The sequence below is a fragment of the Actinomadura sp. NAK00032 genome, assembly GCF_013364275.1.
Classification (GTDB): Bacteria; Actinomycetota; Actinomycetes; order Streptosporangiales; family Streptosporangiaceae; genus Spirillospora.
This window is the reverse complement of the sequence record NZ_CP054932.1, coordinates 2,687,143-2,711,528: the sequence shown is the minus strand read 5'-3', so window position 1 is coordinate 2,711,528 and position 24,386 is coordinate 2,687,143. Positions and strand designations below refer to the sequence as shown.

At 71.0% G+C, this 24,386-nt stretch carries 24 protein-coding genes and 1 pseudogene; 10 read left to right on the top strand and 15 right to left on the bottom strand.

Features of this window, described 5'->3' with window-relative positions; translation table 11 throughout:
• Window positions 1-81: 81 nt before the first annotated feature.
• From HUT06_RS12720 to HUT06_RS12700, 5 genes are all read right to left on the bottom strand, one after another.
• Window positions 82-786, bottom strand: a complete 705-nt coding sequence (locus tag HUT06_RS12720; protein ID WP_254715746.1) for an ABC transporter permease — start codon at window positions 784-786, stop codon at window positions 82-84.
• A gap of 140 nt (window positions 787-926) precedes the next feature.
• The gene (locus HUT06_RS12715) at window positions 927-1,805 is read right to left on the bottom strand and encodes an ABC transporter permease (RefSeq protein WP_176195910.1); all 879 of its coding nucleotides are present in this window, start codon (window positions 1,803-1,805) and stop codon (window positions 927-929) included.
• A complete protein-coding gene (locus tag HUT06_RS12710; RefSeq protein WP_254715140.1) occupies window positions 1,805-3,049 on the bottom strand; it encodes a spermidine/putrescine ABC transporter substrate-binding protein in 1,245 nt (414 codons plus the stop codon). The genes HUT06_RS12715 and HUT06_RS12710 overlap by 1 nt, the downstream gene beginning before the upstream one ends.
• Window positions 3,046-4,197, bottom strand: a complete 1,152-nt coding sequence (locus HUT06_RS12705; RefSeq protein ID WP_176195909.1) for an ABC transporter ATP-binding protein — start codon at window positions 4,195-4,197, stop codon at window positions 3,046-3,048. Before HUT06_RS12705 ends, HUT06_RS12710 begins: the two co-directional genes overlap by 4 nt.
• A gap of 34 nt (window positions 4,198-4,231) precedes the next feature.
• Window positions 4,232-5,665 (bottom strand): gamma-aminobutyraldehyde dehydrogenase, encoded by a 1,434-nt coding sequence (locus HUT06_RS12700; RefSeq protein WP_176195908.1) that lies wholly within the window; start codon window positions 5,663-5,665, stop codon window positions 4,232-4,234.
• A 167-nt stretch (window positions 5,666-5,832) separates the two neighbouring features.
• On the opposite strand from HUT06_RS12700, the gene HUT06_RS12695 reads away from it, so the two are divergent.
• Together HUT06_RS12695 and HUT06_RS12690 are read left to right on the top strand one after the other, a co-directional pair.
• Window positions 5,833-6,294, top strand: coding sequence for an Lrp/AsnC family transcriptional regulator (locus tag HUT06_RS12695; RefSeq protein WP_176195907.1), 462 nt, complete (start codon window positions 5,833-5,835; stop codon window positions 6,292-6,294).
• Between the two features lie 84 nt (window positions 6,295-6,378).
• Window positions 6,379-6,645 (top strand): DUF1778 domain-containing protein, encoded by a 267-nt coding sequence (locus HUT06_RS12690; RefSeq protein WP_176195906.1) that lies wholly within the window; start codon window positions 6,379-6,381, stop codon window positions 6,643-6,645.
• Here the strand turns inward: HUT06_RS12690 and HUT06_RS12685 are convergent.
• Window positions 6,632-7,051, bottom strand: a complete 420-nt coding sequence (locus tag HUT06_RS12685; protein ID WP_176195905.1) for an HIT family protein — start codon at window positions 7,049-7,051, stop codon at window positions 6,632-6,634. The two genes, HUT06_RS12690 and HUT06_RS12685, sit on opposite strands and share 14 nt — an antisense overlap.
• A gap of 224 nt (window positions 7,052-7,275) precedes the next feature.
• Between HUT06_RS12685 and HUT06_RS12680 the strand changes: the two genes are divergently transcribed.
• The 3 genes and pseudogenes from HUT06_RS12680 to HUT06_RS44515 all read left to right on the top strand — a co-directional run.
• Window positions 7,276-7,989 (top strand): ATP-binding cassette domain-containing protein, encoded by a 714-nt coding sequence (locus tag HUT06_RS12680; protein WP_176195904.1) that lies wholly within the window; start codon window positions 7,276-7,278, stop codon window positions 7,987-7,989.
• Window positions 7,986-8,681: a hypothetical protein gene (locus HUT06_RS12675; protein ID WP_176195903.1), complete on the top strand. Its 696-nt coding sequence runs from the start codon at window positions 7,986-7,988 to the stop codon at window positions 8,679-8,681. The genes HUT06_RS12680 and HUT06_RS12675 overlap by 4 nt, the downstream gene beginning before the upstream one ends.
• A gap of 712 nt (window positions 8,682-9,393) precedes the next feature.
• Window positions 9,394-9,522 (top strand): annotated as a pseudogene (locus tag HUT06_RS44515) (aminotransferase); the annotation flags it as partial.
• A gap of 865 nt (window positions 9,523-10,387) precedes the next feature.
• On the opposite strand, the gene HUT06_RS12670 reads toward HUT06_RS44515, so the two are convergent.
• The 3 genes from HUT06_RS12670 to rlmN all read right to left on the bottom strand — a co-directional run bounded on the left by HUT06_RS12670 (window position 10,388) and on the right by rlmN (window position 12,984).
• A complete protein-coding gene (locus tag HUT06_RS12670) occupies window positions 10,388-11,215 on the bottom strand; it encodes a DUF1963 domain-containing protein (protein ID WP_176195902.1) in 828 nt (275 codons plus the stop codon).
• Window positions 11,216-11,279: 64 nt separating this feature from the next.
• Entirely contained in the window at window positions 11,280-11,783 is a 504-nt protein-coding gene (locus HUT06_RS12665) for a DivIVA domain-containing protein (RefSeq protein ID WP_176195901.1), read from the bottom strand.
• A 55-nt stretch (window positions 11,784-11,838) separates the two neighbouring features.
• On the bottom strand, window positions 11,839-12,984 hold the full coding sequence (rlmN, locus tag HUT06_RS12660) for a 23S rRNA (adenine(2503)-C(2))-methyltransferase RlmN (RefSeq protein ID WP_176195900.1): 1,146 nt from the start codon (window positions 12,982-12,984) through the stop codon (window positions 11,839-11,841).
• A gap of 113 nt (window positions 12,985-13,097) precedes the next feature.
• On the opposite strand from rlmN, the gene HUT06_RS12655 reads away from it, so the two are divergent.
• Window positions 13,098-14,243 carry a suppressor of fused domain protein gene (locus HUT06_RS12655; RefSeq protein WP_176195899.1) on the top strand — a complete coding sequence of 382 codons (1,146 nt, stop codon included), beginning with the start codon at window positions 13,098-13,100 and terminating at the stop codon, window positions 14,241-14,243.
• Here HUT06_RS12655 and HUT06_RS12650 read toward each other — a convergent pair.
• From HUT06_RS12650 to rpsB, 5 genes are all read right to left on the bottom strand, one after another.
• A complete protein-coding gene (locus HUT06_RS12650) occupies window positions 14,240-15,319 on the bottom strand; it encodes a phosphatidate cytidylyltransferase (RefSeq protein WP_254715139.1) in 1,080 nt (359 codons plus the stop codon). The genes HUT06_RS12655 and HUT06_RS12650 overlap by 4 nt on opposite strands.
• Window positions 15,319-15,876, bottom strand: a complete 558-nt coding sequence (gene frr, locus HUT06_RS12645) for a ribosome recycling factor (protein WP_176201320.1) — start codon at window positions 15,874-15,876, stop codon at window positions 15,319-15,321. The genes HUT06_RS12650 and frr overlap by 1 nt, the downstream gene beginning before the upstream one ends.
• Before the next feature lie 74 nt (window positions 15,877-15,950).
• Entirely contained in the window at window positions 15,951-16,649 is a 699-nt protein-coding gene (gene pyrH / locus HUT06_RS12640) for a UMP kinase (RefSeq protein ID WP_245868246.1), read from the bottom strand.
• Between the two features lie 152 nt (window positions 16,650-16,801).
• Window positions 16,802-17,638: a translation elongation factor Ts gene (gene tsf / locus HUT06_RS12635; protein WP_176195897.1), complete on the bottom strand. Its 837-nt coding sequence runs from the start codon at window positions 17,636-17,638 to the stop codon at window positions 16,802-16,804.
• 84 nt (window positions 17,639-17,722) lie between these two features.
• Entirely contained in the window at window positions 17,723-18,700 is a 978-nt protein-coding gene (rpsB, locus tag HUT06_RS12630; RefSeq protein WP_176195896.1) for a 30S ribosomal protein S2, read from the bottom strand.
• A 386-nt stretch (window positions 18,701-19,086) separates the two neighbouring features.
• Here rpsB and HUT06_RS12625 point away from each other — a divergent pair, with 386 nt between their 5' ends.
• Window positions 19,087-19,785: a murein hydrolase activator EnvC gene (locus HUT06_RS12625; protein WP_176195895.1), complete on the top strand. Its 699-nt coding sequence runs from the start codon at window positions 19,087-19,089 to the stop codon at window positions 19,783-19,785.
• A 294-nt stretch (window positions 19,786-20,079) separates the two neighbouring features.
• Here the strand turns inward: HUT06_RS12625 and HUT06_RS12620 are convergent, their stop codons facing one another.
• Window positions 20,080-20,991, bottom strand: a complete 912-nt coding sequence (locus HUT06_RS12620) for a tyrosine recombinase XerC (RefSeq protein ID WP_254715138.1) — start codon at window positions 20,989-20,991, stop codon at window positions 20,080-20,082.
• Window positions 20,992-21,147: 156 nt separating this feature from the next.
• Here HUT06_RS12620 and HUT06_RS12615 point away from each other — a divergent pair, with 156 nt between their 5' ends.
• From HUT06_RS12615 to dprA, 3 genes are read left to right on the top strand one after another with little or no spacing between them, the layout of a single operon-like run.
• Window positions 21,148-21,501, top strand: coding sequence for a YraN family protein (locus HUT06_RS12615; protein ID WP_176195893.1), 354 nt, complete (start codon window positions 21,148-21,150; stop codon window positions 21,499-21,501).
• The gene (locus HUT06_RS12610; protein WP_176195892.1) at window positions 21,501-23,054 is read left to right on the top strand and encodes a YifB family Mg chelatase-like AAA ATPase; all 1,554 of its coding nucleotides are present in this window, start codon (window positions 21,501-21,503) and stop codon (window positions 23,052-23,054) included. Before HUT06_RS12615 ends, HUT06_RS12610 begins: the two co-directional genes overlap by 1 nt.
• Window positions 23,051-24,226 carry a DNA-processing protein DprA gene (gene dprA / locus HUT06_RS12605; protein ID WP_176195891.1) on the top strand — a complete coding sequence of 392 codons (1,176 nt, stop codon included), beginning with the start codon at window positions 23,051-23,053 and terminating at the stop codon, window positions 24,224-24,226. Before HUT06_RS12610 ends, dprA begins: the two co-directional genes overlap by 4 nt.
• Window positions 24,227-24,386: the final 160 nt, after the last annotated feature.

The window sequence follows — 24,386 nt, the reverse complement described above, 5'->3', positions numbered from 1 at the left end:
GGGCGGCACGGTCCGGCGGGCGGCACGGTCCGGCGGGCGGCACGACCCGGCGGGGGGCCGCGGTCCGGTGGGCGGCCCGTCCTAGCGGGCGGCGCGGATGTTGCGGCGCGCCGAGACGACCGCGATGAGGATGCCGACCGCGAAGATGAGCGTCCCCATCACGTTCACCTGCGGGGGCGTGCCCGTCCGGGTGGAGCCGTAGATCCACAGCGGGAAGGTGACGGTGGCGCCGCTGGTGAAGTTGGTGATGACGAAGTCGTCGATCGACAGCACGAACGCCAGCAGCGCCCCCGCCAGCACCCCCGGCATGATCATCGGCAGTGTGACCAGCCGGAACCGCGTCCACGGGCCGGCCCCGAGGTCCTGTGCCGCCTCCTCCACCGCCGGGTCGAGGCCGACGACGCGGGCCCGGACGGTCACGGCGACGAACGCGATCGAGAACATCACGTGCGCGACGAGGATCGTCAGGTAGCCGCGCGGCAGGTTGAAGGTGACGAACATCGACAGCAGCGACGCGCCCATCACGATCTCCGGGCAGGAGATCGCCATGAACAGCACCAGGTTCGTCGAGCCCTTGCCGCGGAACCGGTAGCGGCCGAGCGCGAGGCCCGCGAACGTCCCGAGGACCGTGGTGATCAGCGTGCTGAGCAGCGCGATCGTCAGGGAGTTGACGACGGCGGTGGTGAGGTCGCTCTTGTCGAACAGGTGCCGGTACCACTTGAGCGTGAAGCCCTGCCACTCGAAGTTCTGCTTGCCGCGAGTGTCGTTGAACCCGAACAGGATCATGATCGCGATCGGCAGGATCAGCCAGGCGATCAGCACGAGCGTGTAGACGTGCAGGCCGGAGACCTTGCGGCGCGGACGGGCCGCCGGGCGCTTCGCTTCGGCGTCCGGAGTCTTCGGGGTCCGCGGGGTGGTGAGCGTGGTCATCGTCCCGCCGCCTCCAGAACGTCCTGCGTGCCGAGGGTGCGCGCGTAGGCGAAGATCCCGACGAGCAGGATCGCCATCAGCGAGAACGACAGCGCCGACGCCGTCGGATAGGCGCTGTTGTTGAAGTACTCGGTCTGGATCACGTTGCCGATCATGGTGTTCTGCGGGCCGCCGAGCACCTCGGCGTTGACGTAGTCGGACGACACCGGCACGAACGTCATGATCACGCCGGCGAAGACGCCGGGCAGCGACAGCGGCAGGATCACCTTCGCGAACGCCTGCACGCGGCTCGCGTACAGGTCGTAGGCCGCCTCGACCACGCGGTGGTCGATCCGCTCCAGCGCCACGTAGATCGGCAGCACCATGAACGGCAGGAAGTTGTAGGTGAGGCCGGAGACGACCGCGACGCCGGTGTCCAGGATGTGGAAGCCGTCCGGGAGGATCCCGCTGTGGCGCAGCGGCCCGAGGACGGGGCCGTTGTCGGTCAGCACCAGCTTCCACGACACCGTCCGCAGGATGAACGAGACGAAGTACGGGAGCAGGAGGAGGAACAGGTACGTGGACTTGTGCCGGCCGCCGCGGAACGCGATCCAGTACGCGGCCGGGTAGGCGAGCGCGATGCACGCGGCGGTCGCCAGGAACCCGTACCACAGCGACCGGACGAACTTGTCGCCGTAGGTGTCGAGCCCGTCGAGGTAGTTCTGCCAGTGCAACGTCTGCCGGAACCCGTCGATCAGGTTGCCCGTCTGCAGCGACAGGGACACCATCAGCACCATCGGGACGAGGAAGAACGCAGCCATCCACAGCCCGCTCGGCAGGATCATGAGGTACGGCGCGAGCCGTCCCCGCCCCCGCCGCGGCTCCCCCCGCGCCATCACGACCCCTTGGCGATGGGCTCGAAGATCTTCTGGTACTCGGCCTCCTCGGCCTGGGTGAGCCGCCGGTAGTGCCGCAGCTTCGCCAGGTCGGCCTGCGTCGGGAAGATCAGCGGGCTGGTGCTGAGCCGGGTCAGGTCCTTCTTGTCGTCGCCCGAGGCAGCGGCCGCCTTCTGCTTCAGCAGCTCCTGGGTGGACGGGATCGGCGGCATGTAGTTGATGAACTCGGTCAGCGGGACGTTGTTCTCCGGGACGTACAGCCAGTCCATGAGCGTCAGCGCGTCCACCGGGTTCTCGGCGGTCTTCGGGATGCACAGGTTGTCGGTCCAGATCGTGCCGCCCTCCCCGGGCACCACGAACTTCACGTCCGGGCTGGTGAGGCTGTAGACGTCACCGGACCACGCCATCGTCATCCACACGTCGCCCTTGCTGACGGCGTCCACATAGTCCTGGCTGTAGTACTTGCGGACGATGCCCTTGTCGCGCTGCTCGCGCAGCTTCGCGGCGGCCTTCTCCCAGTCGGCCTTCGTCGACTTCTCCGGGTCGACGCCGAGCAGGAACATCCCGAAGTTCCCGAGCTCCTGCGAGTCGGCCATCATGCCGACCTTGCCCTTGTACCTGGCGTCGAAGAGCTGGGCGATGCTCGTGATCTCCTCGTCGACGTACTTGGTGTTGTACGCGATGCCGGTGACGCCCGACTCGTACGGGATCGTGTGCGCGTTGCCGGGGTCGTACGACGGGTTCTTGAACGACTCCCCCGCGTTCTTCTGGAAGTTCGGCAGCTTCGCCAGGTCGAGCGGCGCCAGGTAGCCGAGCTGGCGGCACTGCTCCAGCTGGATGCCGTTCGTCATCACCATCAGGTCGAACCCGATGGACTGGCCCGCCGACAGCGGCGCCTGGATCTTGCCGAACCACGGGCCCATCTCCTGGATGACCTCCTTGTAGGTCACCTTGATGCCCGTCTCCTTCTCGAACGCCTTGATCGTCGCCCGGTCGTCCTGCATGTAGCCCGGCCAGTTCGCCCAGTTGAGGCTGCCCTTCTCGGCCTTGCCCGCCCAGAACTCCTGCACGTCGGTCCGGCTGACCTTCTCCTTGCCGCCCTGGCCCTGCACGCCGCACGCGGACAGCGCGAGGCCCGCACCGGCCGCGCCCATCATCCGCAGGACGTCCCGCCGGGCGAAGCCGGCACGTGCCAGGCGCGGCCGCGTGAGTCCGCGCAGGAAGGCGGGATCGAAGTTGCTCACTGGGGGGCTCCTATGGCGTAAGAGTGGCGCGGGTCCCACGACAGCCAGACGGCGTCGCCGCGGACGGCGATGTCGTCGGCGGACGCGGCGTTCTGCAGGAAGACGACGACGTCGGCTCCGGCGGCGGTGGTGATGTTGTAGTTCGTCGACGTCCCGAGGTACACGACCTCGGTCACGGTGCCGCGGACGCCGCACAGGCCGTCCGCCGGCCGGTCCGGCCCGATGCCGATCTTCTCGGGCCGGACGGTCAGCTCCAGCCGCTCCCCCGCCGCGACCGCCAGCCCGTCCCGCACCGGGACCTCGATGCGGCCGTCCGCGCCGTAGGAGATCACCGCGGTGCCCGGCCCGGTCTCGGCGACCTCCCCGCCGAGCAGGTTGGACGTCCCGATGAACCCGGCCACGAACCGCGACGCGGGATGCTCGTAGATCTCCCGCGGCGTGCCGAGCTGCTCGATCAGCCCGTCGTTCATGACGGCGATGCGGTCCGACATGGTCAGCGCCTCGCCCTGGTCGTGCGTCACGTACACGAACGTGATGCCGACCTCCCGCTGGATCCGCTTCAGCTCGACCTGCATCGCCTGCCGCAGCTTCAGGTCGAGCGCGCCGAGCGGCTCGTCCAGCAGCAGGGCGCGCGGCCGGTTCACCAGCGCGCGGGCCAGCGCGACCCGCTGCTGCTGGCCGCCGGACAGCTCGGCCGGACGGCGCCTCTCCCGTCCGGCCAGGTCGACGATGCCCAGCATGTCGCCGACCCGCTCGGTGATCTCGGCCTTCGGGACGCCGCGCCGGCGCAGCCCGAACGCGACGTTCTCGAAGACGCTCATGTGCGGGAACAGCGCGTACGACTGGAACACCATGTTCACGTCGCGCCGGTTGGGCGGCACGCCGGTGACGTCCCGGCCGAGCAGGTGCACCCGGCCCGCCGTCGGCTCCTCGAAGCCGGCGATCATGCGCATGGTCGTCGTCTTGCCGCAGCCGGACGGGCCGAGCAGCGAGAAGAACTCGCCCTGCGCGATCTCCAGGTCCACGCCGCGGACCGCGGCCACGGTCTCGCCGTGGGCGTGGTACGCCTTCCGCACCCCCGCGAGCTCGATGGCGGGGACGGTGCGCCCCGGGTCTTCGCGCGCCGGGGCCTGCTGGGTCTCGGTCATGGCGGGTCTTCCTTCGCGGGCTCGTACGGGACGGTCAGCCGCCGATGTAGTGCATGACGTGCTTGACGCGGGTGTAGTCCTCGATGCCGTACATCGACATGTCCTTGCCGTAGCCGGAGTGCTTGAAGCCGCCATGCGGCATCTCCGACACGAACGGGATGTGGGTGTTGACCCACACGGCGCCGAAGTCGAGGGCCTTGGTCATGCGCATGGCGCGGCCGTGGTCCCGCGTCCACACGCTCGCGGCGAGGCCGTACTTGACGCCGTTCGCCCACGCGACGGCCTGCTGCTCGTCCGAGAAGCCCTGCACGGTGATGACCGGGCCGAACACCTCGTCCTGCACCATCTCGTCGTCCTGCTTCAGGCCGCCGACGACGGTCGGCGCGAAGAAGTAGCCGCGGTCGCCGACGCGCTCACCGCCGGCCAGGACCTCCGCGTGGCTCGGCGCCCGGTCGATGAACCCCTGCACCCGGGCCAGCTGGTTCTCGCTGTTGACCGGCCCGTAGTAGGCGTCGGTGTCGCTCGGCGGCCCCACCACCGTGCCCTTGGCGGCCTCGACGAGCGCCTCGGTGAACGCGCCCCGCAGCCGCTCGGCGACGAGCACCCGCGTGGCGGCGGTGCAGTCCTGCCCGGCGTTGAAGTACCCGGCCTCGGCGATGCCGGTCGCGGCGGCCTCGACGTCGGCGTCGTCGAACACCACCACCGGCGCCTTGCCGCCCAGCTCCAGGTGGACGCGCTTGAGGTCCCTGGCCGCCGCCGCGGCGACCTCCATCCCGGCCCGGACGCTGCCGGTGATGGACACCATCTGCGGCGTCGGGTGCTCCACCAGGGCGCGGCCGGTGTCGCGGTCGCCGCAGATCACGTTGAACACGCCCGGCGGCAGGAACTCGGCCGCGATCTCCGCCAGCATCAGCGTGCTCGCCGGCGTCGTCTCGGACGGCTTCAGCACCACCGTGTTGCCCGCCGACAGCGCCGGGCCGAACTTCCAGACCGCCATCATCATCGGGTAGTTCCACGGCGTGACCTGCGCGCACACCCCGATCGGCTCGCGGCGGACCGAGGAGGTGTGGTCCGCCATGTACTCGCCGGTCGCCTTGCCCTCCAGGACCCGCGACGCCCCCGCGAAGAAGCGGAGGTTGTCCACCATCGGCGGCATCTCCTCGTCCAGGGTCAGCTGGACGGGCTTGCCCGTGTCGCGGACCTCCGCCTCGACGAGGTCCTGCGCGCGCGCCTCGACGGCGTCCGCGAACCGGAGCATCGCCAGGCTCCGCTCCGCCGGCGTGGCGTCGCGCCAGGCGGGGAACGCGCCGGCCGCCGCGCGGAACGCGGCGTCGACGTCCGCGGCGCCGGACACCGGGGCCTCCGCGTACACCTCGCCGGTGCTCGGATCGGCCACCTCCAGCGTCCGCCCGTCCTTGGCGTCCACGTACTCGCCGCCGATAAAGTTGCGCAGCCGCTCGCCGCGCATCCTCAGGTCCCTCCTGGGCACCGGTGCCCGTTGTGTCCTGTAGGCCCAGACCCTTACAGACGACTCCCCCCATTACAAGTGATTCCGTTGTTACGATCCAGTTTCGCGACTGATTCACTTGATGCAGACGCCGTACACTCTCGATGCCGTAGCTAGGAGACCAACTCATGGAACGCGCAGCACGCGTCCAGCTCGACGAGACCGCGAAGCACATCATCGAGCAGCTCCAGCAGGACGGCCGCCGCTCCTACGCCGCCATCGGCAAGGCCGTCGGCCTCTCCGAGGCCGCCGTCCGCCAGCGCGTCCAGAAGCTCCTGGACACCGGCGTCATGCAGATCGTCGGCGTGACCGACCCGCTCATGCTCGGCTTCTCCCGGCAGATGATGATCGGCGTCAAGTGCGAGGGCGACCTGGAGAAGATCGCCGACGAGCTCGCCGACCTCCCCGAGATCGACTACGTCGTCATCACCGCCGGCTCGTTCGACATCCTCGTCGAACTCGTCTGCGAGGACGACGAGCGCCTCCTGGAGCTCCTCGGGCGCATCCGCGCCGTCCCCGGCGTCGTCTCCACGGAGAGCTTCGTCTACCTGAAACTCCGCAAGCAGACCTACTCCTGGGGAACGCGCTGACCCCCGCAATTCTCGTTCTCATTGGGGATGTCCCGGCACCACCGCACGGCGTACTTTGAGATGCCGTAAGGAGGGAGATCGGCCATGCCCGAGCCGGTCCGCCAGGACCTTCCCGCCACCGAGCGCATCGCCTTCCCGACCTCCGCCGACCAGTACCTCGTGATCCGCAAGGCGGCCGAGCTGATCGGCTGGACGGTCACCGACTACGTCCTGTCCGCGGCCCTGGACCGGGCCGAACGCGACCTCTACGAACACGCGGCCGCCCAGGAGGCGCCGCCCGAGCCGGAAATGGCCGCCCCCTGCACCGCCGTCCTGACGGCCCTGGCCGCGCCCGCGGTCAACCTGAGCTGAGCCCCCCGGCCAGGCGCTCGGCGTACTCGGCCGCCTCCTCGTCCGACGCGTACTTCTGCCGCGGCCAGAAGAACCCGCGCAACCCGTCCTTGCGGTTGCGCGGGACCACATGGACGTGCAGGTGCGGCACGCTCTGGCTGACCCGGTTGTTCATCGCCACGAACGACCCCGCCGCCCCGAGCACCGACTCCATCGCCCCCGCGAGCCGCTGCGCGTACCCGAAGAACGGCCCGAGGAACTCCCCGGGCAGATCGGTGAGCGTCTCATAGTGCGTCCGCGGAACCAGCAGCGTATGTCCCTTGAACAGGGGCCGCGCATCGAGAAACGCCATCACATCGGGCTCGTCCAGCACCACATGCGCCGCCCGCTCCCCTTTGACGATCTCGCAGAACACACACCCGCCCATGCCCCCATCCTCCCCCACCCCAAAGACCCCCAGCCCCAAAACCCACCCCCAAGCCCGGGCCACTGACCAACAGCACCCCTCATGGCGCGTCCACACAACCTCCACCGCCCCCCGCACACGACGCACAGGAGCGCGCGTCCACACAACCTCCACCGCACCGGGCCCGCACGCCGCGCAGGACGTTAACGGCGTCCTTATGAGGGTGGGTCTACGGTGTGGTGATCATGCGGCTGGAGAACGTCGCCTTCCGGTACCGGCGGAGGGATCCCTGGGTGCTCAGGGACGTCACCCTGGCCCTCTCCCCGGGGAGCGTCACCGAGGTGACGGGCCACAACGGTGCCGGGAAATCCACGCTGCTCCGGGTGATCGCCGGACTGCGGAGGCCGCGTGCGGGCGCCGTCAAGGAGCGGCCGGCGCGAGTCGGGTACGCGCCCGAACGCTTCCCCGTGGACCAGCCGTTCAGTGTGCGCGGGTACCTGGGGCACATGGCCGCCATCCGCCGGGTGCCGGAGGACACGGTCACCGCGTGGTCGAAACGGCTCCGCTTCGATCACCTCCTCGATGTGCGGCTCTCCGAACTGTCGAAGGGCAGCGCCCAGAAGATCGGGCTCGCCCAAGCCCTCATGGGCGACCCGAAACTCCTGGTCTTGGACGAGCCGTTCGCGGGCCTGGACGCGGTCACCCGTGATGAACTCCCCGCGCTGATCTCCGAACTCGCAGCCGGCGGCACCACCGTGGTCGTCAGCGACCACCAGCGCTGTATCGAGTCCCTGCCGGGCATCGACAGGCTGCGGGTCGCCGACGCATTGGTGACCCACCTCGCCGGCGAGACCGCCGCCTGGACGCTCCTCGAGGTCGAGGTGCCCGGCGACGAGGCCGACACCGTGGAGACCAAGCTGCGGGCGGACGGCTACCGGGTGCGGAGGCCCGAGCGGTGATCGCGCTCGTCCGGTTCCAGGTCGCGGGCTATGTCCGTTCGCTGCGCGTCCTGCACCCCCTCATCCTCGTGCTCCTCTTCGTGGCCCTGATCCTCTTCCAGGGACCGAGCGGGCCCGATGCCGCCGATCTCGCCGCGATGACCTTCGCGGACGTGGCGGCCGTAATGTTCCCCGTGTGGGCGTGGGCGGCGCGCGCGTTGCTCGACACGGCGCCCGATGAACAGCGGGCACTGACGGCGACCGCCGTCCGCCGCCCGTCCATCCCCGTCTGGGCGGGGCTCCTCGCCGCCTATGGCGTGAACCTGTGCCTGGGCGCCGTCGCCTTGGCCGTCCCTCTCCTGCACGCCGTCCAAGCGGGCTCCCCCGGTTCAGCGATCCTGACGGGGCTCGGACTGAACGTCCTCGTCGCCGTCCCGGGGACGTTGCTCGGCGCCTGCACGAGCCGCGCCCTCATCCCCGACCCTGGTGTCTCGCTGCTCGCGCTTCTCGGCGGAGCCGTCGCGCTCCTCCTCCTCGGCATCGGCCCCCTCGCCTGGCTCTCCGTACCGATGATCGAATGGCTGCGCGCGGCCCATGACGGCCCCGACGCCTTCGCCTCCGACTTCCCCGCCATAGCCCTCCACCTCCTCATCTGGTCCTTGGTCGTCGGCTTCTTCTACGTCACGACCGCACGCCGCACCACAGCCGCATAGCCCATCAAGCTCCAGGTGGCGTCCACTCGCACCGCTCCTCGCACACGGGCGCCAATGAGGCAGTCCTCCCGCCCACCCACCACACCAGCCCCCACAAACACCGCCATAACAACCCCCACCGCCACCCCGCCCGAGCCCCGCCGACCTAGCAGCACCGCTCACACACAGCCATACGCGAGCACCACCCCGAGACCGCCGTAAGCCACCCCCGACCGCCACACCGCCAGCACCGCCAGCACCGCCGCAGGCCAGCACCGCCGCACCCCCGGCCGCCACACCCCCGGCCGCCACACCGCCACAGGCCGCACCGCCGCACCGCCAGCACCGCCACACCGCCGCACCGCCGCACCGCCGCACCGCCGCACCGCCACAGGCCAGCACCGCCGCCCCCCCCCCCCCCCCCCCCCCCCCCCCGGCCGCCACACCGCCACAGGCCAGCACCACCACGCCGCACCAAGCAGCACTGTCACACAGCACCCGAAATCCAACGTCACACTCACCGCAGGCGAGCATCGCCGTCCCACCGCCGTAGACGAGCATCCCCGTCACACCGCAGGGCGCCGCCGTGGCCCGTGAGGGCGGCCGGCTCCAGGGCGGCATCCGCTGCGGCCGCTCCCCGCCGGGCCGCCCGTCCGCACCGGAGCCACCGGGGCCGGCGGCGCCGACGCCGATGAGTGCCAGCCCCGCCGCGTAGGCGGCCCACACGCCGAACGCCGCCCGCGCGCACGGCGCCCGGATCCTGCTGGACGCCACCCAGGCCGCCGGATGGCTGCCGCTGCCCGCCGACCGCGTCGACTGGCTGGTGTGCGGCGGCTACAAGTGGCTGCTCGGCCCCCGCGGCACCGGCCATAGGCGAGCATCCCCGAGACGACGGCGGCGACCGTGATGGGCACGCCGGTCAGCGCCAACAAGGGCGTCCACCGATCGGCCAGCCGATCCCAAACCCGGGCGTTCGTGCTGGACGGCGCGGCGCATCCTGTCCCCAATCGCGTCGCAGCAGCCAACACCACCGCCACGCCAGCGACCTCGCCATGTCGCCTCCTCTGGCATCACCCGCCGAAGTCAGCGTTGGGCAGGCGTGCGGCTTGCCGTGCCCGGTGTGCGGGACGGCGGTGGCAGTGCTGGCGGCCGAAACCTGTTCTGGTGTCCGCCCGTCAGCCGTTCGCCGTGTGAGGCACGGGCGGCCCCTCGGGTAGGTCAGGTGATGGCCGCGCCAACACCACCGCCAGGCCGCTGTGGCCAACGTCTCCATGCCGCCGTAACGGGCGCAGACGGCTGCTGTACACCGCAGGACGGCTCGTCTCGCCCACCGCCGCCTTCTTCGCCTCCCACGTCGGCGGTGGCGGGAAGGCTTCTGCCTTAGGTAACGCCATGCGGGGCGGTTCGGTAGGACGTGTACATCGTCTGTTGGTCGGGCGCCGTCGCGGACGGCTCTCATCACCCCTCTCGGCTGGTGCGCTTGGTCTGGCCAGGGCGCTTCGCTGTGTTGGGCTAGGCCCTCGACGGTGCGGTCGAGCGTGACGCGGCTGCCAGGGAGAGGACTGCGGACGCCGACCGGCGAGTGCCGTCGAGGGGCGGCTGTTTCGGGGGTGCGGCTTTGGCTGAGGGCATCAGGCGGCTTGGAGGGGGCAGGTTGAGGGTCTGCGGACGCCTTCCTGCCAGTGCTGGCGGTGGGGCTGTGTTGGGGAGGGGGCCTTGGGTGGGGGTCAGGCGGCTTGGAGGGTTAGCCAGGATTCCTCCAAGGGGGTGTTCTGACGGTTGCAGAAGTAGATGCGGCCTGGGTCGCCCCAGTACCAGCCGAGGCGGGGGTCGGAGTCGAGTTGGAGCAGGAGTTGCCACTCCTCTACGGTGCGCTGCTCATCGGGGGTGAGTGCCGGGGACTGGAGGGACGTCAGGGTGCGGCCCGTCGAGGCGTACAGACAGTCGGGGCCCAGCGGGCGTTGGACGAGGGCGGGCCATCCGCCGAGTTGGTGTGCAGGCGTGTCGTCCGGCCAGGTGTGTCGCGTCCACGCGGCGTGGAGTTGTACGTACACGGGCAGCACCCCGCTGTAAATGGTCTCCAGGCGTTGGACGGCGGGCTCCTGAGGTGAGGGCAGGGAGAGGAACGGGGTGGCGCTCAGGGTGGTCTTGGGGGGCGTGGTCGTCTTGGCCGGTGGCGTCGCTTCTCGGAGGGTGCCGGTGAAGACGCGCCAGCCGTCCCGGTGCGCGGGCTCGTTGCCCCAGGGCCGCGGGATCTCGGTGGTGTAGTAGAAGGCGGTCGTGCCGGTCTTGGGCAGGCCGGGGATCTTGCCGAAGCCGGCGAGTCCGGCGAAGTCGATCGCGCCGAGGAAGTCGAGCGGGCGGCCGTTCCACTCCGGCCACGTCTCCCCCGGCGGGAGAAGCGGTGCGCCGCCGAGGTGGACGGGGACGCCGTCACCGGCACCCAGTCGCAGCGCCGGCTTGGCCAGCGGCAGCAGGACGGCCGTGATCTCCGGTGACAGGAACGCTTCGAGCAGGAGGCGGAGCCGGCGGAAATGCGCGATGAGATCGTCCATGCACGTAGCGTGACCCGAGCGGGGCGGGGTTCGCAGCATCCGGCGAAATTGTGGATAACTTCGGTCAGCGCTCCAGGGCGGAGGCGAGCTGCACCAGGAAGCGGTCGACGTCCTGCTCATCGTAACCGGGCCCCAGGCGGACGACACGGAAGGCGCATTCCCGTACATCGCGGGCGGTCACCGGCGGGGCGGACCCGCGCAGGCCGGCGACGACGCGGTCCAGGAACGCGTCCACGTCCCGGACGTCGTAGCCGGTGCGCAGGCCGGCGCCGGCGAACCGGGCGCTCTGGATCCAGTTGATCAGCCAGGCGGGCCGGGCGCGCGAGCGCCCAGGGCGTTCCACGATCGGGACCCGGGTCTGGAGCTCCCTGATGCATTCGCGCAGCAGTTCGTCCACGGCGCGGTTGTCGTAGCCGCGCAGGACGACGTCGAAGCGGCTCTCACGCACCTCGTCCACCGAGATCGGGGGGCCGCCGTTCAGCGCCTGCGCGACCCGTCGCAGCAGGGTGTCGACCTGGTGCCGGTCATAGCCGCGCAGGACCACCGGCAATCGCGCGCTCGTCCTCACCGGTCCGTGCTCCTCACCCCGCGCGCGGAACGCGAGGAGCACGCCCGCGGCGCGCTCAGTCCCTGGTCGACGCGGCGAGCTGGCCGCAGGCCCCGTCGATCTCCCTGCCCCGAGTGTCGCGCACCGTGACCGGGACCCCGTGGGCCTCCAGGCGGCGGACGAACTCGCGCTCGTCCTCGGGCCGGGAGGCGGTCCACTTGGAACCCGGCGTCGGATTCAACGGGATCAGATTGACGTGAACGAGATTCCCGCGCAAGAGCCTGCCGAGAAGGTCGGCCCGCCATGCCTGGTCGTTGACGTCCTTGATGAGGGCGTACTCGATCGACACCCGGCGCCCGCTGCGGTCGGCATAGGCCCATGCCGCGTCCAGCACCTCGGACACCTTCCAGCGGTTGTTGATGGGAACGAGGTCGTCCCGTAGCTCGTCGTCAGGGGCGTGCAAGGACACCGCCAGCCGGACGGACATGTCCTCGGCGGCGAGCTTCTCGATCGCCGGGACGAGCCCGACGGTGGAGACGGTCACCGAGCGCTGGGAGATGCCCAGGCCCGCGGGTGCCGGATCTGTGATGCGGCGTACGGCGCCGATGACCGCCTTGTAGTTGGCCAGGGGCTCGCCCATGCCCATGAAGACGATGTTGGAGACCCGACCGGGCCCGCCTGGGATGCGCCCGCGCGCGAGTGCGCGCGCGCCGGCGGCGACCTGTTCGACTATCTCGGCGGTGGAGAGGTTGCGTGTCAGCCCGGCCTGGCCGGTCGCACAGAAGGGGCAGTTCATGCCGCACCCCGCCTGGGACGAGACGCACATCGTGGCCCGGTCCGGATAGCGCATCAGCACCGACTCGAACAGAACGCCGTCGAAGGCCTTCCAGACCGTCTTGAGGGTCGTCCCACCGTCGCAGTCCAGTTCGCGGACGGGGCTCAGCAGCGAGGGCAGGAGTTCGGAGACCAGGCGTTCGCGGACGGCGGCCGGCAGATCCGTCATCTCGGCGGGGTCGTCCACCAGGCGGGCGAAGTAGTGCCGTGACAGCTGGTCCGCCCGGAACGGCTTCTCCCCCAGCTCGGCGACCGCCTCGCGGCGCTCCGCGGTGGTGAGGTCGGCGAGGTGCCTCGGCGGCTTGCCGCGCCTGGGCGCGGCGAAGACGAGCTTCGCCGGGGTCTTCTTGGGCGCGGCACCGGTCGTGGCGGGCTGGGTCGTAGACATGGTCCTTCCAGTGTCGCAAACACCGGCCTGTGCCTCGTCCGTCCACGTACGGCGCCTCGACGCGTAGGACGACATTCCTGCACATGACCTTGTGTAGGACTAAGGTCTCGATCATGTCGGTTTTGCGTAGGGGCGGTGTCTCGTCCCGTGGTTCCGCGGCCAAGGTCGTCCACGCCGCGGCGAGCCCGTACGGCAGTCGGCGGCTCGTCATCGAGACCGACGGCGACGTCACCGCGGCCTATCTGAAGGACGCGCGCGACTCTGTGGTCGGGGCGACCTGGGTCGCGAACCACCGCAAGGCCCCACCGGAACTGGACCAGTCCCGCTTGGACACGGGAGACCCTCCTCTCCTGCCGGAATCCCACGTGCGCCATCCGTCCGGCCGCAAAGCGCTGGACGGCGAGGCCCTGGAGGTCGTGTGGTTCGAGGAGGGCGACGGTGTCGCCGTGCTGGAGGCGGGCGACCCGTTGATCGTGATCCCCGGATGGTCGGACATGGGACGCGGCATCCCCGGGTACGCGCGCGACGCGGCGCACCAGAGCCCCTTCGCCTTCCCCCTGGACGAGGAGATCGAGAACTTCGGGCCGCGCATCGAGCAGGCGCGTGACCATTGGAAGCGGTGCCGCGCCGACGGATCCTGGGCGGAGTTCCAGCAGTCGGTGCTCGGCCACTTGCTGCAACGGCTCGGCCCAAGTGGCCACTACTGGCACGACGTAGGACGGCAACTGGCGGGCGGCAGGACGGCGGTCTCCCCGACCGTGGGCGTTTCTGAGCGTCCGGCACGCAGCAACCGCGAATTCACCGTCCTGAGCACGGTCGGCATGAGCCGCCAGCGCATGCCCACGGTCGAGCTGTATGAAGACGACGTCGCCCCGTATGGACGTATTGAACTGGCCGTTGCCAGCACACTGCCCAGCCAGAAGGCCGGCAGCATCTTCCCCTGGCTGGCGCAGTACCCGTGGCGGTCGGTGACCTGGTTCGCTCCAGGGGACGTCGTCAAGTGGTACCACGAGGCCCGTACGTTCCCGCTGAGCAGCGGCGAGTCGTCCTGGGAGGGCGTCCTGCTCCTGGACGACCCGACCCGTCTGGCGGGCCCTGAAGCCCCCGCGATGACCGGGCTCACGCTGGGCGGCGACGCCGTCCGGTGGCTGTGGCTGGTGCCCATCACCGGTGAGGACCACCGCTACGCGAAGAGCGAAGGCTCGGACGCGCTCATACGGCGCCTTGCGCAGCAGGGCCGTTCCTGGGTCATCTCCTAGCTCGGCAGGAACAACTCCAGGAGAAGCCACACGACCGGGGCCGTCGCGACCAGCGAGTCGAGGCGGTCCATCACCCCGCCGTGGCCGGGAAGGAGCGTTCCCATGTCCTTGATGCCGAGATCCCGCTTGATCATCGATTCGACGAGGTCGCCTGCGGTCGCGGTGACCACGGCGGCGAGCCCGATGAGCACGCCCTGCCAGACCTGACCGCCGTCCAGCAGCCACCAGACCAGCCAACCGCCGACGGCCATGCAGGCGATCGCCGAACCGGTGACGCCCTCCCAGGTCTTCTTGGGGCTGATCGTGGGGGCCATCTTGTGCTTGCCCAGGAAGGACCCGGCGAAGTAGCCGCCGATATCGCTGGCGACGGTCGTGGCGATGAAGATGACGATGCGGTGGTCGCCGTCGTCCGGCCGCATGAGCAGCGCGACGATGCCGCCCATCAGCACCAGGTAGCCCGCCACGAGCGACCCCGCGGCGACGTCGCGCACGTACCCATCGGCGCCTTCGGTCATCCGCGTCATCAACAGGGCCAGCACCGTGAGGGACACGGCCGCCACGGCGGCCGTGGGGCCCCACACGTACGCGACGACCGGAGTACCGACCATTCCGGTGGCGACCGGGATGAACGGGACGCGGATGTCGCGGCTCTTGAGCGCCTCGGTCAGCTCCCGCATGCCGAGGAAGAGGAACACCACCATCACGCCAAGGAAGATCTCCTTGACGGTGTAGAGCGACAGCAGGACGAGTGAGCCCAGCCCGGCGCCCACGCCGATGGCAAGTGGCAGGTTGCGGCCCGTCCTGCTCTCCCGCTTGCCTCCAGGCGTCCCGGAGGGCGTCCCAGAGGAGATCCCAGCGGGCGCCTCGGGGGATGTGTCGGCGAGCGTCTCGGGGGACGCCTCAGAAGGCGCCGCAGCGGTGGCGCCGGCGGACGGAACGTCCGCGAGGGGGGCCTCCTCTGGGGGTACGACCTCCTTAGAGGACGAGTCCAGAGCTTCTCCGGGGGGTGGGCCGGCCATGTGGGCCTCCGGCTCGTCCGGGAAGCCGACGGGCTCCCCGGCGTCGTCGCGTTCCATCAAACTTCGAGCAGTTCGGCCTTCTTGTGCTCGAGCAGCTCGTCGATCTGCGCCACGTAGCGGTGCGTCGTGTCGTCGAGCTCCTTCTCGGCACGCCGCACGTCGTCCTCACCGGCCTCGCCGTCCTTGGCGAGCTTGTCGAGGGCGTCCTTGGCGCGGCGCCGGATGTTGCGGATGGAGACCCGGCTGTCCTCCGCCTTCGTCCCGGCGACCTTGATGAGGTCCCTGCGGCGCTCCTCCGACAGCTCGGGGAACACGACGCGGATCACGTTGCCGTCGTTGGTCGGGTTGACGCCGAGGTCGCTGTCGCGGATCGCCTTCTCGACCGCCTGCGTGGACGACTTGTCGAAGACCTGGACGATGACCATGCGCGGCTCGGGCAGCGTGAACGACGCGAGCTGGTTGATCGGCGTCGGCGTCCCGTAGTACTCGGCGGTGATCTTGTTGAACATCGCGGGGGTGACCCGGCCGGTGCGGATGGCCTGGAAGTCCTCCTTGGCGACCGCGACCGCCTTCTCCATCTTCTCCTCGGCCTCGAGGAGGGTCTCGTCGATCACTGTGACTCCCATGTCATCTGGTCGGCCCTGCTCCTGCGGTTGCACGGTGCGCCGGGCACCGGCGTGGACTGCGGTCAGCCCTGGGCCGGGCTGACCAGCGTGCCGATCTTCTCACCCCGGACGGCCCGGACGATGTTGCCCTGCCCCATGAGATCGAAGACCACGATGGGGAGCGCGTTGTCCATGCAGAGACTGATGGCCGTGGCGTCCATGACCTTCAGGCCCCGCTGTAGAACTTCACCGTAATCCAAACGGTCGAACTTGACCGCGTCTGGATTCTTTCGTGGATCGGCGTCGTACACACCGTCCACCTGTGTCGCCTTGAGGACGGCTTCTGCACCGATCTCCAGCGCGCGCTGGGCGGCGGTGGTGTCGGTGGAGAAGAAGGGCTGCCCGAGGCCCGCGCCGAAGATGACCACGCGGCCCTTCTCCAGGTGCCGTATGGCGCGCCTGGGGATGTAGGGCTCGGCCACCTGGCTCATGGTGATGGCGGTCTGCACCCGCGTGTCCAGCCCGAGCTTCTCCAGGAAGTCCTGGAGGGCGAGGCAGTTGATGACGGTGCCGATCATGCCCATGTAGTCGGCGCGGCCGCGGTCCATGCCGCGTTCGGCCATGACGGCGCCGCGGAACATGTTGCCGCCGCCGCAGACGACCGCCACCTGCACGCCGTCCCGGACGGCCTCGGCGATCGCCTCCGCGACGTGCTGGACGACCTCGGGGTCGATGCCGAGCGGGTCGCGTCCGGCGAAGGCCTCGCCCGAGAGCTTCAGCAGGACCCGCTTCCAGCCGGCGCGCGGAGCGTGCCCGCCGGGCGCGTGCCCGGCGGACGACGAGGCCGCCGTCGCGCTAGTGGTCGTCTTGTCCGGCACGTCGGCGGCCTCCTCGTTGCGTTGCGATATCTCGGGTACCCGTCTCCAGAGTGCCCTTACGCCTGCCCGACCTTGAACCGGGCGAAGCGGACGACCTTCACACCGGCCCCGTCGAGGACCTTGGCGATCGTCTTCTTGCTGTCCTTCACGAACGCCTGCTCCACGAGCACGAAGTCGCGGAAGTAGGCGTTCACCCGGCCCTCGACGATCTTGGGGATGGCCTGCTCGGGCTTGCCCTCGTCGCGGGTGAGCTGCTCGGCGAGCGCCCGCTCCTTCTCGATCGCCTCGGCGGGGATCTCCTCGCGGGTGAGGTACTTCGGCGCCATCGCGGCGATCTGCTGCGCGATGTCCTTGGCGACCTCGGCGTTCTCGCTGTCCAGTTCGACCAGCACGCCGGTGGTCGGCGGCAGGGACGGGTCGGACTTGTGCAGGTAGCTGGCCACGTACGCGCCCTGGAAGTGGGCGAAGCGGCGCAGCTCCAGCTTCTCGCCGATCTTGGCGCTGTTCTCCTCGATCAGGGCCTGGACGGTCTTGCCGGGCTCGATCTCGGCGGTCGACAGCGCGGCAGCGTCGGCGGCGCCGCTGCCGGCAGCGAACTCGACCAGGCGCTGGGCCAGCTCGATGAACTGCGCGTTCTTGGCGACGAAGTCGGTCTCGCAGTTGAGCTCCAGCAGCGAGCCGTCACCCGAGCCGTTGAAGTGCTCGGCGACGAGGCCGTTGGCGGCGGTGCGCTCGGCGCGCTTGCCGACGTCCTTGGCGCCCTTGAGGCGCAGCAGCTCGGTCGCCTTCTCAAAGTCGCCGTCGGCCTCGGTGAGGGCGTTCTTCACGGCCATCATGCCGGAGCCGGTCAGGTCGCGGAGCCGCTTGACGTCAGCGGCGGTGAAGTTGGCCATCGCTCTCTTCGCTTCTCTCGTCGTTGGTCGTGGGACCCGCGACGGTCCCGGCGGCCCCGCACCGGGGCCGCCGGGACCGCGGGATCAAGCCTGCTCGGCCTCGGCGGCCTGCGGAGCCGCCTCCGGCGCCTGCTCGGCCTGCTCGGCCGACTCGGCCGACTCGGCCGGCGCCTGCTCAGGCTGGGCCTGCTCGGCGGGCGCGGCCTCCTCGGCGGGCGCGGCGGCCGGCGCGGCCTCGGCGCTCGCGGCGGCGTCCGCCGGGGCCTCGGCCTGCTTGTTCTCCAGCAGGTCGCGCTCCCACTCGGCCAGCGGCTCGGCGGCGCCCGCCGCCCGCTCGGCCGGCTTCTCGTCCCCGCCGGTCGCGGCGCCCGCACGGGCGAGCAGGCCGTCGGCCACGGAGTCGGCCACCACGCGGGTCAGCAGGCTGACGCTGCGGATGGCGTCGTCGTTGCCGGGGACCGGGTAGTCGACCTCGTCGGGGTCGCAGTTGGTGTCGAGGATCGCGACGACCGGGATGCCGAGCTTCTTGGCCTCGTTGACCGCGATGTGCTCCTTCTTGGTGTCCACGATCCAGATGGCGCTCGGAACCTTCGCCATGTCGCGGATACCGCCGAGGGTGCGCTCCAGCTTGTCCTTCTCGCGGCGCAGGCCGAGGAGCTCCTTCTTGGTCATGCCGGAGCCGGCCACGTCGTCGTAGTTGATCTCCTCCAGCTCCTTGAGCCGGGTGAGCCGCTTGTGGACGGTGGAGAAGTTCGTGAGCATGCCGCCCAGCCAGCGCTGGTTCACGTAGGGCATGCCGACCCGGGCCGCCTGCTCGGCGATGGACTCCTGGGCCTGCTTCTTGGTGCCGACGAACAGGATCGTGCCGCCGTGGGCCACGGTGGCCTTGACGAACTCGAACGCGCGGTCGATGTAGGACAGCGACTGCTGCAGGTCGATGATGTAGATGCCGTTGCGCTCGGTGAGGATGAAGCGCTTCATCTTCGGGTTCCACCGGCGGGTCTGGTGGCCGAAGTGGACGCCGCTCTCAAGGAGCTGCCGCATGGTGACGACGGGTGCCATTGCCCGTGCTCTCCTTCTCTGGCCCTGGCGGGCCGCATTTGGTTGTCTGCCTGCGCCCGGGTGCGGTCCCACCGTCGCCGAGGCGACGGACCGAGGGACTGCGCCCCACCAAGCCTTCAGTGGCATGCGGACGCGTGAAATCAGCCGCCATGGGCATCCCAGGCGGCTGGCCCGTTGCCGGGTCTGAGCCTGTCCGTTCCGGGAGCGGCTTCTCGTCTCCCCGCCCGGAGGCGGGTCGATGACGGCCTGGCCCTGGCCGGTGTCCTTTCGGGCACGTCTACAGATTATCAGGGCGCCGACGCGTCCGGGCATCATCGGCCGGGGCGGTTATCCACAGTTGACCGAACGTATCGACGCGGTGGCGGGGGCCCGGCAGGCTGCGCTGCATGACGCTGCTCACGCTACTGCTCACCTGCATGATCACCGCCGGCGCACCGGGCCTGGACGCCTGGCGCTGGCCGTTAGGGCCGCCCGCGCCGCACGTCGTCCGGGCCTTCACGCCGCCGGCGACGCCGTGGGGCGCCGGCCACCGCGGGGTCGACCTCGCGGGGCGCCCCGGGCAGGCCGTCCACGCCGCCGCGCCGGGACGCGTGTCCTACGCCGACCGCCTGGCCGGACGCGGTGTCGTGGCGATCGATCACGGTGTGCTGCGCACGACGTACCTGCCCGTCGTCCCCAGCGTGCGTGTGGGGAGTCGCGTCGCGTCCGGCACCCGGATCGGCGTCCTGGAGAACGGGCTGCTCCACTGCCGCGTCCCCTGCCTGCACTGGGGTCTGCGCCGCGGTGCGCAGTACCTGGATCCGATCAACCTCGTCCGGCGCCAGGTACGTCTCCTTCCTCGCTGGCCGCGACCCGCGCTGTCCCATGGCGCCGCGCCGTCCCATGGCGCCGCACCGGAGGAGCCCGCCACCCGTTTCGCCTTGCGCGACGCCACCACGGCCACGGGCGGCGCGCTGACGGGCATGGCGCTGACGCTGTCCGTGGCCTTCGCCTGGCGACGCTTCCGCTTCCGCCGCCACCGCCGCCGGCCCCCGCCGGGCGTGATCGACCTCGCCCAGGAACGCCGCCTACGCCGCACTCCCTGACACGGCTCACGCCCGTAGACCACATCCCGAACACCGCCGCCCGGCTTCCGCGCACCGAATCCGGGCGGCGGCCCGGGCCCATGCCACGAACGCATCGGCCATCCGGCATCGCCCGGCGGCAAGGGCCGGCTTTGCCCGGCGGCAAGGGCCATCCGGCTTCGCGCCCCGCAGCAAGGGCCATCCGGCTTCGCGCCCGGCAGCAAGGGCCATCCGGCTTCGCGCCCGGCAGCAAGGGCCATCCGGCTTCGCCCGGCTGGACGGGCCGTCCGGCGGCGAGCGGCGCGCTCCAGGCTGTCAGTCGGGTTGGGCGCCGCGGGGGTGGGCCTGGCGGTGTACCTGCTTCAGCCGCTCGGCCGAGACGTGGGTGTAGAGCTGGGTGGTCTGGAGTGAGGCATGCCCCAGGATCTCCTGGACGCTCCGCAGGTCGGCGCCGCCTTCCAAGAGGTGGGTGGCGGCACTGTGGCGCAGTCCGTGCGGGCTCAGGTCGGGGACTTCGCCCACCTCGGAGATCCGCGCGTGGACGATACGGCGTGCGCTCGTCGGATGGAGGCGTCCGCCTCGCACTCCCAGGAAGAGCGCCGGGCCGCTGTCCCCCGCGGCGAAGGCCGGGCGCCCTGCGCGCAGCCAGTCCTGGACGGCGCGGACGGCCGGCTCCCCCACCGGGACCACGCGTTCGCGTCCGCCCTTGCCCAGGACGCGGACCGTCGCACGCCCGGTGTCCAGGTCGTCGATATCGAGCCCGCACAGTTCGCTGACGCGGACGCCCGTCCCGTAGAGCACCTCCAGGACGGCCAGATCACGGAGCCCGAGGGGCCCTTGGGCGTCCATGCTGTCGAGCAGGCGCGCCGCATCGGCCTGCGTGATGACGCCGGGGAGATCGCGCTGCCGCTTCGGCGTGCCGAGGAGCAGCCCGGGATCGTCCTCAAGGAGCCCGCGCCGGTACAGGTGCCGGGTGAAGGCGCGGGCGGCGGCCGTCCGGCGGGCCAGGGTGGCGCGGGAGCGGCCGAGCGCGTGCTGGCGCGCGAGCCAGGCCCGGAGTATCGAGACGTCCAGTTCGCCGGGGTCGCCGACTCCGGCGACGGCAGCATAGGCGCACAGATCGGACAGATCCCCTAGATAGGCCCGCAGCGTGTGCGGCGACACGTCCCGTTCGGCGCGGAGATGGCGCCCGAACTCGGCTACGGCGTCCTCCAGCGCGTTGGTCACAGCCGTCACGCTGCGCCAACGGCCCGGCCGGCGCAAGCACCGACCTGCGGTTTCGTGCGAACTGCCGTGATCTCCGGCCAGTTATCCACAGTTAGTCGTTCCTTCATCACGCAAAGTCACGGTCCGGCAGCGTCAGAGACCGGAGGTGAGGCATCCATGAAAGCCCACATCAGTCTCGGCCGGCGCGGTGAAGCGGCCGCCGCCGACTACCTCGCCGGCCTCGGCTGGACGATCCTCGACCGCAACTGGCGCTGCCGCGAGGGCGAGCTCGACATCGTCGCGCACGACGGCCGCAGGCACATCGTCTGCGAGGTCAAGACCCGCCGCTCGGCGCGGTTCGGCGATCCGGTCGAGGCGGTCACCGCCGAGAAGGCGGCCCGGTTACGGCGGCTCGCATGGCGGTGGGCCGCGGCCCACGGGGTCAGCGGCGCGCTCATCCGGGTGGACGTCCTCGGGCTGACCGGCGACGGCGACGGATTCTCGATCGACCACCTGCGGGAGGTGTGCTGATGACGCTCGCGAAGACCCGCTCGGTGTCCCTGGTCGGCGTGGACGGCTTCGTCGTCGACGTGGAGGCGGCCATCACCAGCGGCGTCCCCGGCCTGCACCTGGTCGGCCTCCCCGACACGGCCCTCAGCGAGGCCCGTGACCGCGTCCGCGCCGCCATCTTCAACTCCGGCGAAGACTGGCCCAACCGGCATGTCACCGTGTCGCTCTTCCCGGCGAGCATGCCGAAGAAGGGGTCCACCTTCGATCTGGCCATCGCGATAGCGCTCCTCGCGGCGGCGGAGGTCGTCCCGCCGCGCAGTTGCGCCGGGCTGGTGCTGATCGGCGAGCTCGGCTTGGACGGCCGCATTCGCCCGATCCAGGGCATCCTGCCCGCCGTGCTGGCCGCGGCCAACCGGGGCTGCCGCACGGTCGTCGTGCCGCAGGCGAACGCGGCCGAGGCCGAACTCGTCCCCGACATGCAGGTCGTGTCCGCGGGCACGCTGCGCGGCCTGCTGTGCATCCTGCGCGACGAGCCGCCGCCGATCGAGGAGGACGAGGAGGACGACTTCGCCATCCCCGCCGACGGGTACGCCATCCGGCAGCAGGAGATCCCGCCCGACCTGGACCTGGCCGACGTCCGGGGGCAGGCCGAGGCCCGCCGGGCACTGGAGATCAGCGCGGCGGGCGGCCACCACCTCTTCTTCGCCGGGCCCCCGGGGTGCGGCAAGACGATGCTCGCGGAGCGGCTGCCGACCCTGATGCCGTCACTGGAGCCCGAGATCGCCCTGGAGGTCACCGCGATCCACTCCGTCGCCGGAACCCTCCGGCCGGGCCAGCCGCTGATCACCCAGCCGCCGTTCTACGCCCCGCACCACACCGCCTCCAGAGCGTCGATGGTCGGCGGCGGGTCGGGCCGCGTCCTGCAGCCCGGCGCCGTCTCCCTCGCACATCGGGGGATTCTCTTCCTGGACGAAGCCCCGGAATTCCAAGGAGGAACGCTCGACGCCCTGCGGCAGCCGCTCGAAGAGGGCGTGGTGCGGATCTCCCGCATCGAGGGCATGGCGCTTTTTCCCGCACGGTTCACGCTCGTCCTCGCGGCGAACCCGTGCCCGTGCGCGGCCGCGAAGCAGATCGACTGCTCCTGCGCGCCCGGAATCCGGCGCAGATACGCCAGCCGCGTGACGGGTCCGCTGCTCGACCGCATCGACCTCAAGCTGGAGCTGGCACCGGCGAGCCGCGCGGAACTCCGCTACGACCTGGAGTTCGCCGAGTCCAGCAAGGTGGTCGCCGAACGCGTCCAGTTCGCCAGGGAGCGGACGCGGCACCGCCTCGCGGACACCCCGTGGCGCTCCAACGCGGAGGTTCCCGGCCCGGAGCTGCGCAGGCGTTTCACACCGTCCGCCGAAGCGATGCGAGCGGCCGACGAGGCGCTGCAGCGGGGCACGCTGAGCGCCCGCGGCCTCGACCGCATCCTCCGGGTCGCCTGGACGATCGCCGACCTGGCGGGCCATGACGAGCCCGGCCCGGACGACGTCGGCGGCGCGCTCGCCCTCTGGTCGGCGGGGCGCCAATGAGCGACGAGAGGACCGCCCGCGCCACCCTCACCGCCGTCGCCGAGCCCGGCGACGCCTTCCTCAACCGGATCATCGACCACTGCGGACCGGAGGAGGCCCTCGATGCGATCCGCGCCTGCCGCCTCCCCCACGACGTGGAGGCCACCCCGAAGGAGGTCCGGCGCCTCGATCAGTGGCGGATCCGCCTGATCGCCGCCGAACCCGACCAGGACATGGCCGTCTGCGCCGGGTTCCGCGGCCGCCTCATCTGCCCGGGAGATCCCGAATGGCCGACGACCCTGGACGACCTCGGCACCGGACGTCCCTACGCCCTCTGGCTGCGCGGCCCCGGCGACCTGCGCTATTCCTGCCTGCGATCGGTCGCCATCGTCGGTTCCCGCGCCGCGTCCCCCTACGGCCTGCGCGCCGCCGCCGACTTCGCGTCCGACCTGGCCGATGAGGGCTGGACGGTCGTCTCCGGCGGCGCGCTCGGCATCGACGCGGCCGCCCACCGCGGCGCGCTGGCCGCCGACGGCCCCACCGTCGCCGTCCTCGCCAACGGGGTCGACGTCCCCTACCCGGCGTCCAACGAGGGGCTGTTCGCCGAAATGGCGCGGCGGTCGCTGCTGGTCAGCGAGTCGCCCCCAGGGACGCATCCGCACCGGCTGCGCTTCCTCGTCCGGAACAGGGTGATCGCGGCGCTGTCCCGGGGCACGGTCATCGTCGAGGCGGAGGCCCGCAGCGGCGCCCTGAACACCGCCGGCTGGGCGTCCAAGCTGGGCCGGGTGGTCATGGCCGTGCCCGGCCCGATCACCTCCCGCTCCTCGGTCGGCTGCCACCGGCTGCTGCGGGAGGAGGGCGTCACGCTGGTCACCCGCCCCGAGGAGATCATCGAGGCGGTGGGACGCATCGGCACGGACCTGGCGCCGCCGCCGGACACGCCCGTCCTCCCCCGCGACCGGCTCGAACCGGTGACCCGGACCGTCCTGGAGGCGTTTCCGGCCCGGGGTGCGACCGGCCCCGCGCAACTCGCCGTCCGAGCGGGCATCGACCTGCCCACCGTCAACGCCAAGCTGGGCCTGCTGTCCGCTGCGGGCTTCATCGAGCGCGCCCCGTCCGGCTGGCGCCTGACCAAGTCCGGAAAGAGCTCACAGGGCCCCACCCCGAGCCTCACCCCCGAGGAGCCGAAATGACCCGAGCAACCGCACCACGCCAGAAAACCCGAACAACCTCGTCTGGGACGCCGGCGCGTTCGGCCGGCTCGGCACGCAGCGGCATCGGCCGCGCCGACGGCCAAGCCGGCGCCGATGCCCGCCTGCCGGCTGCCACCTCTGGCGCCGCGGTGCGAGCCGG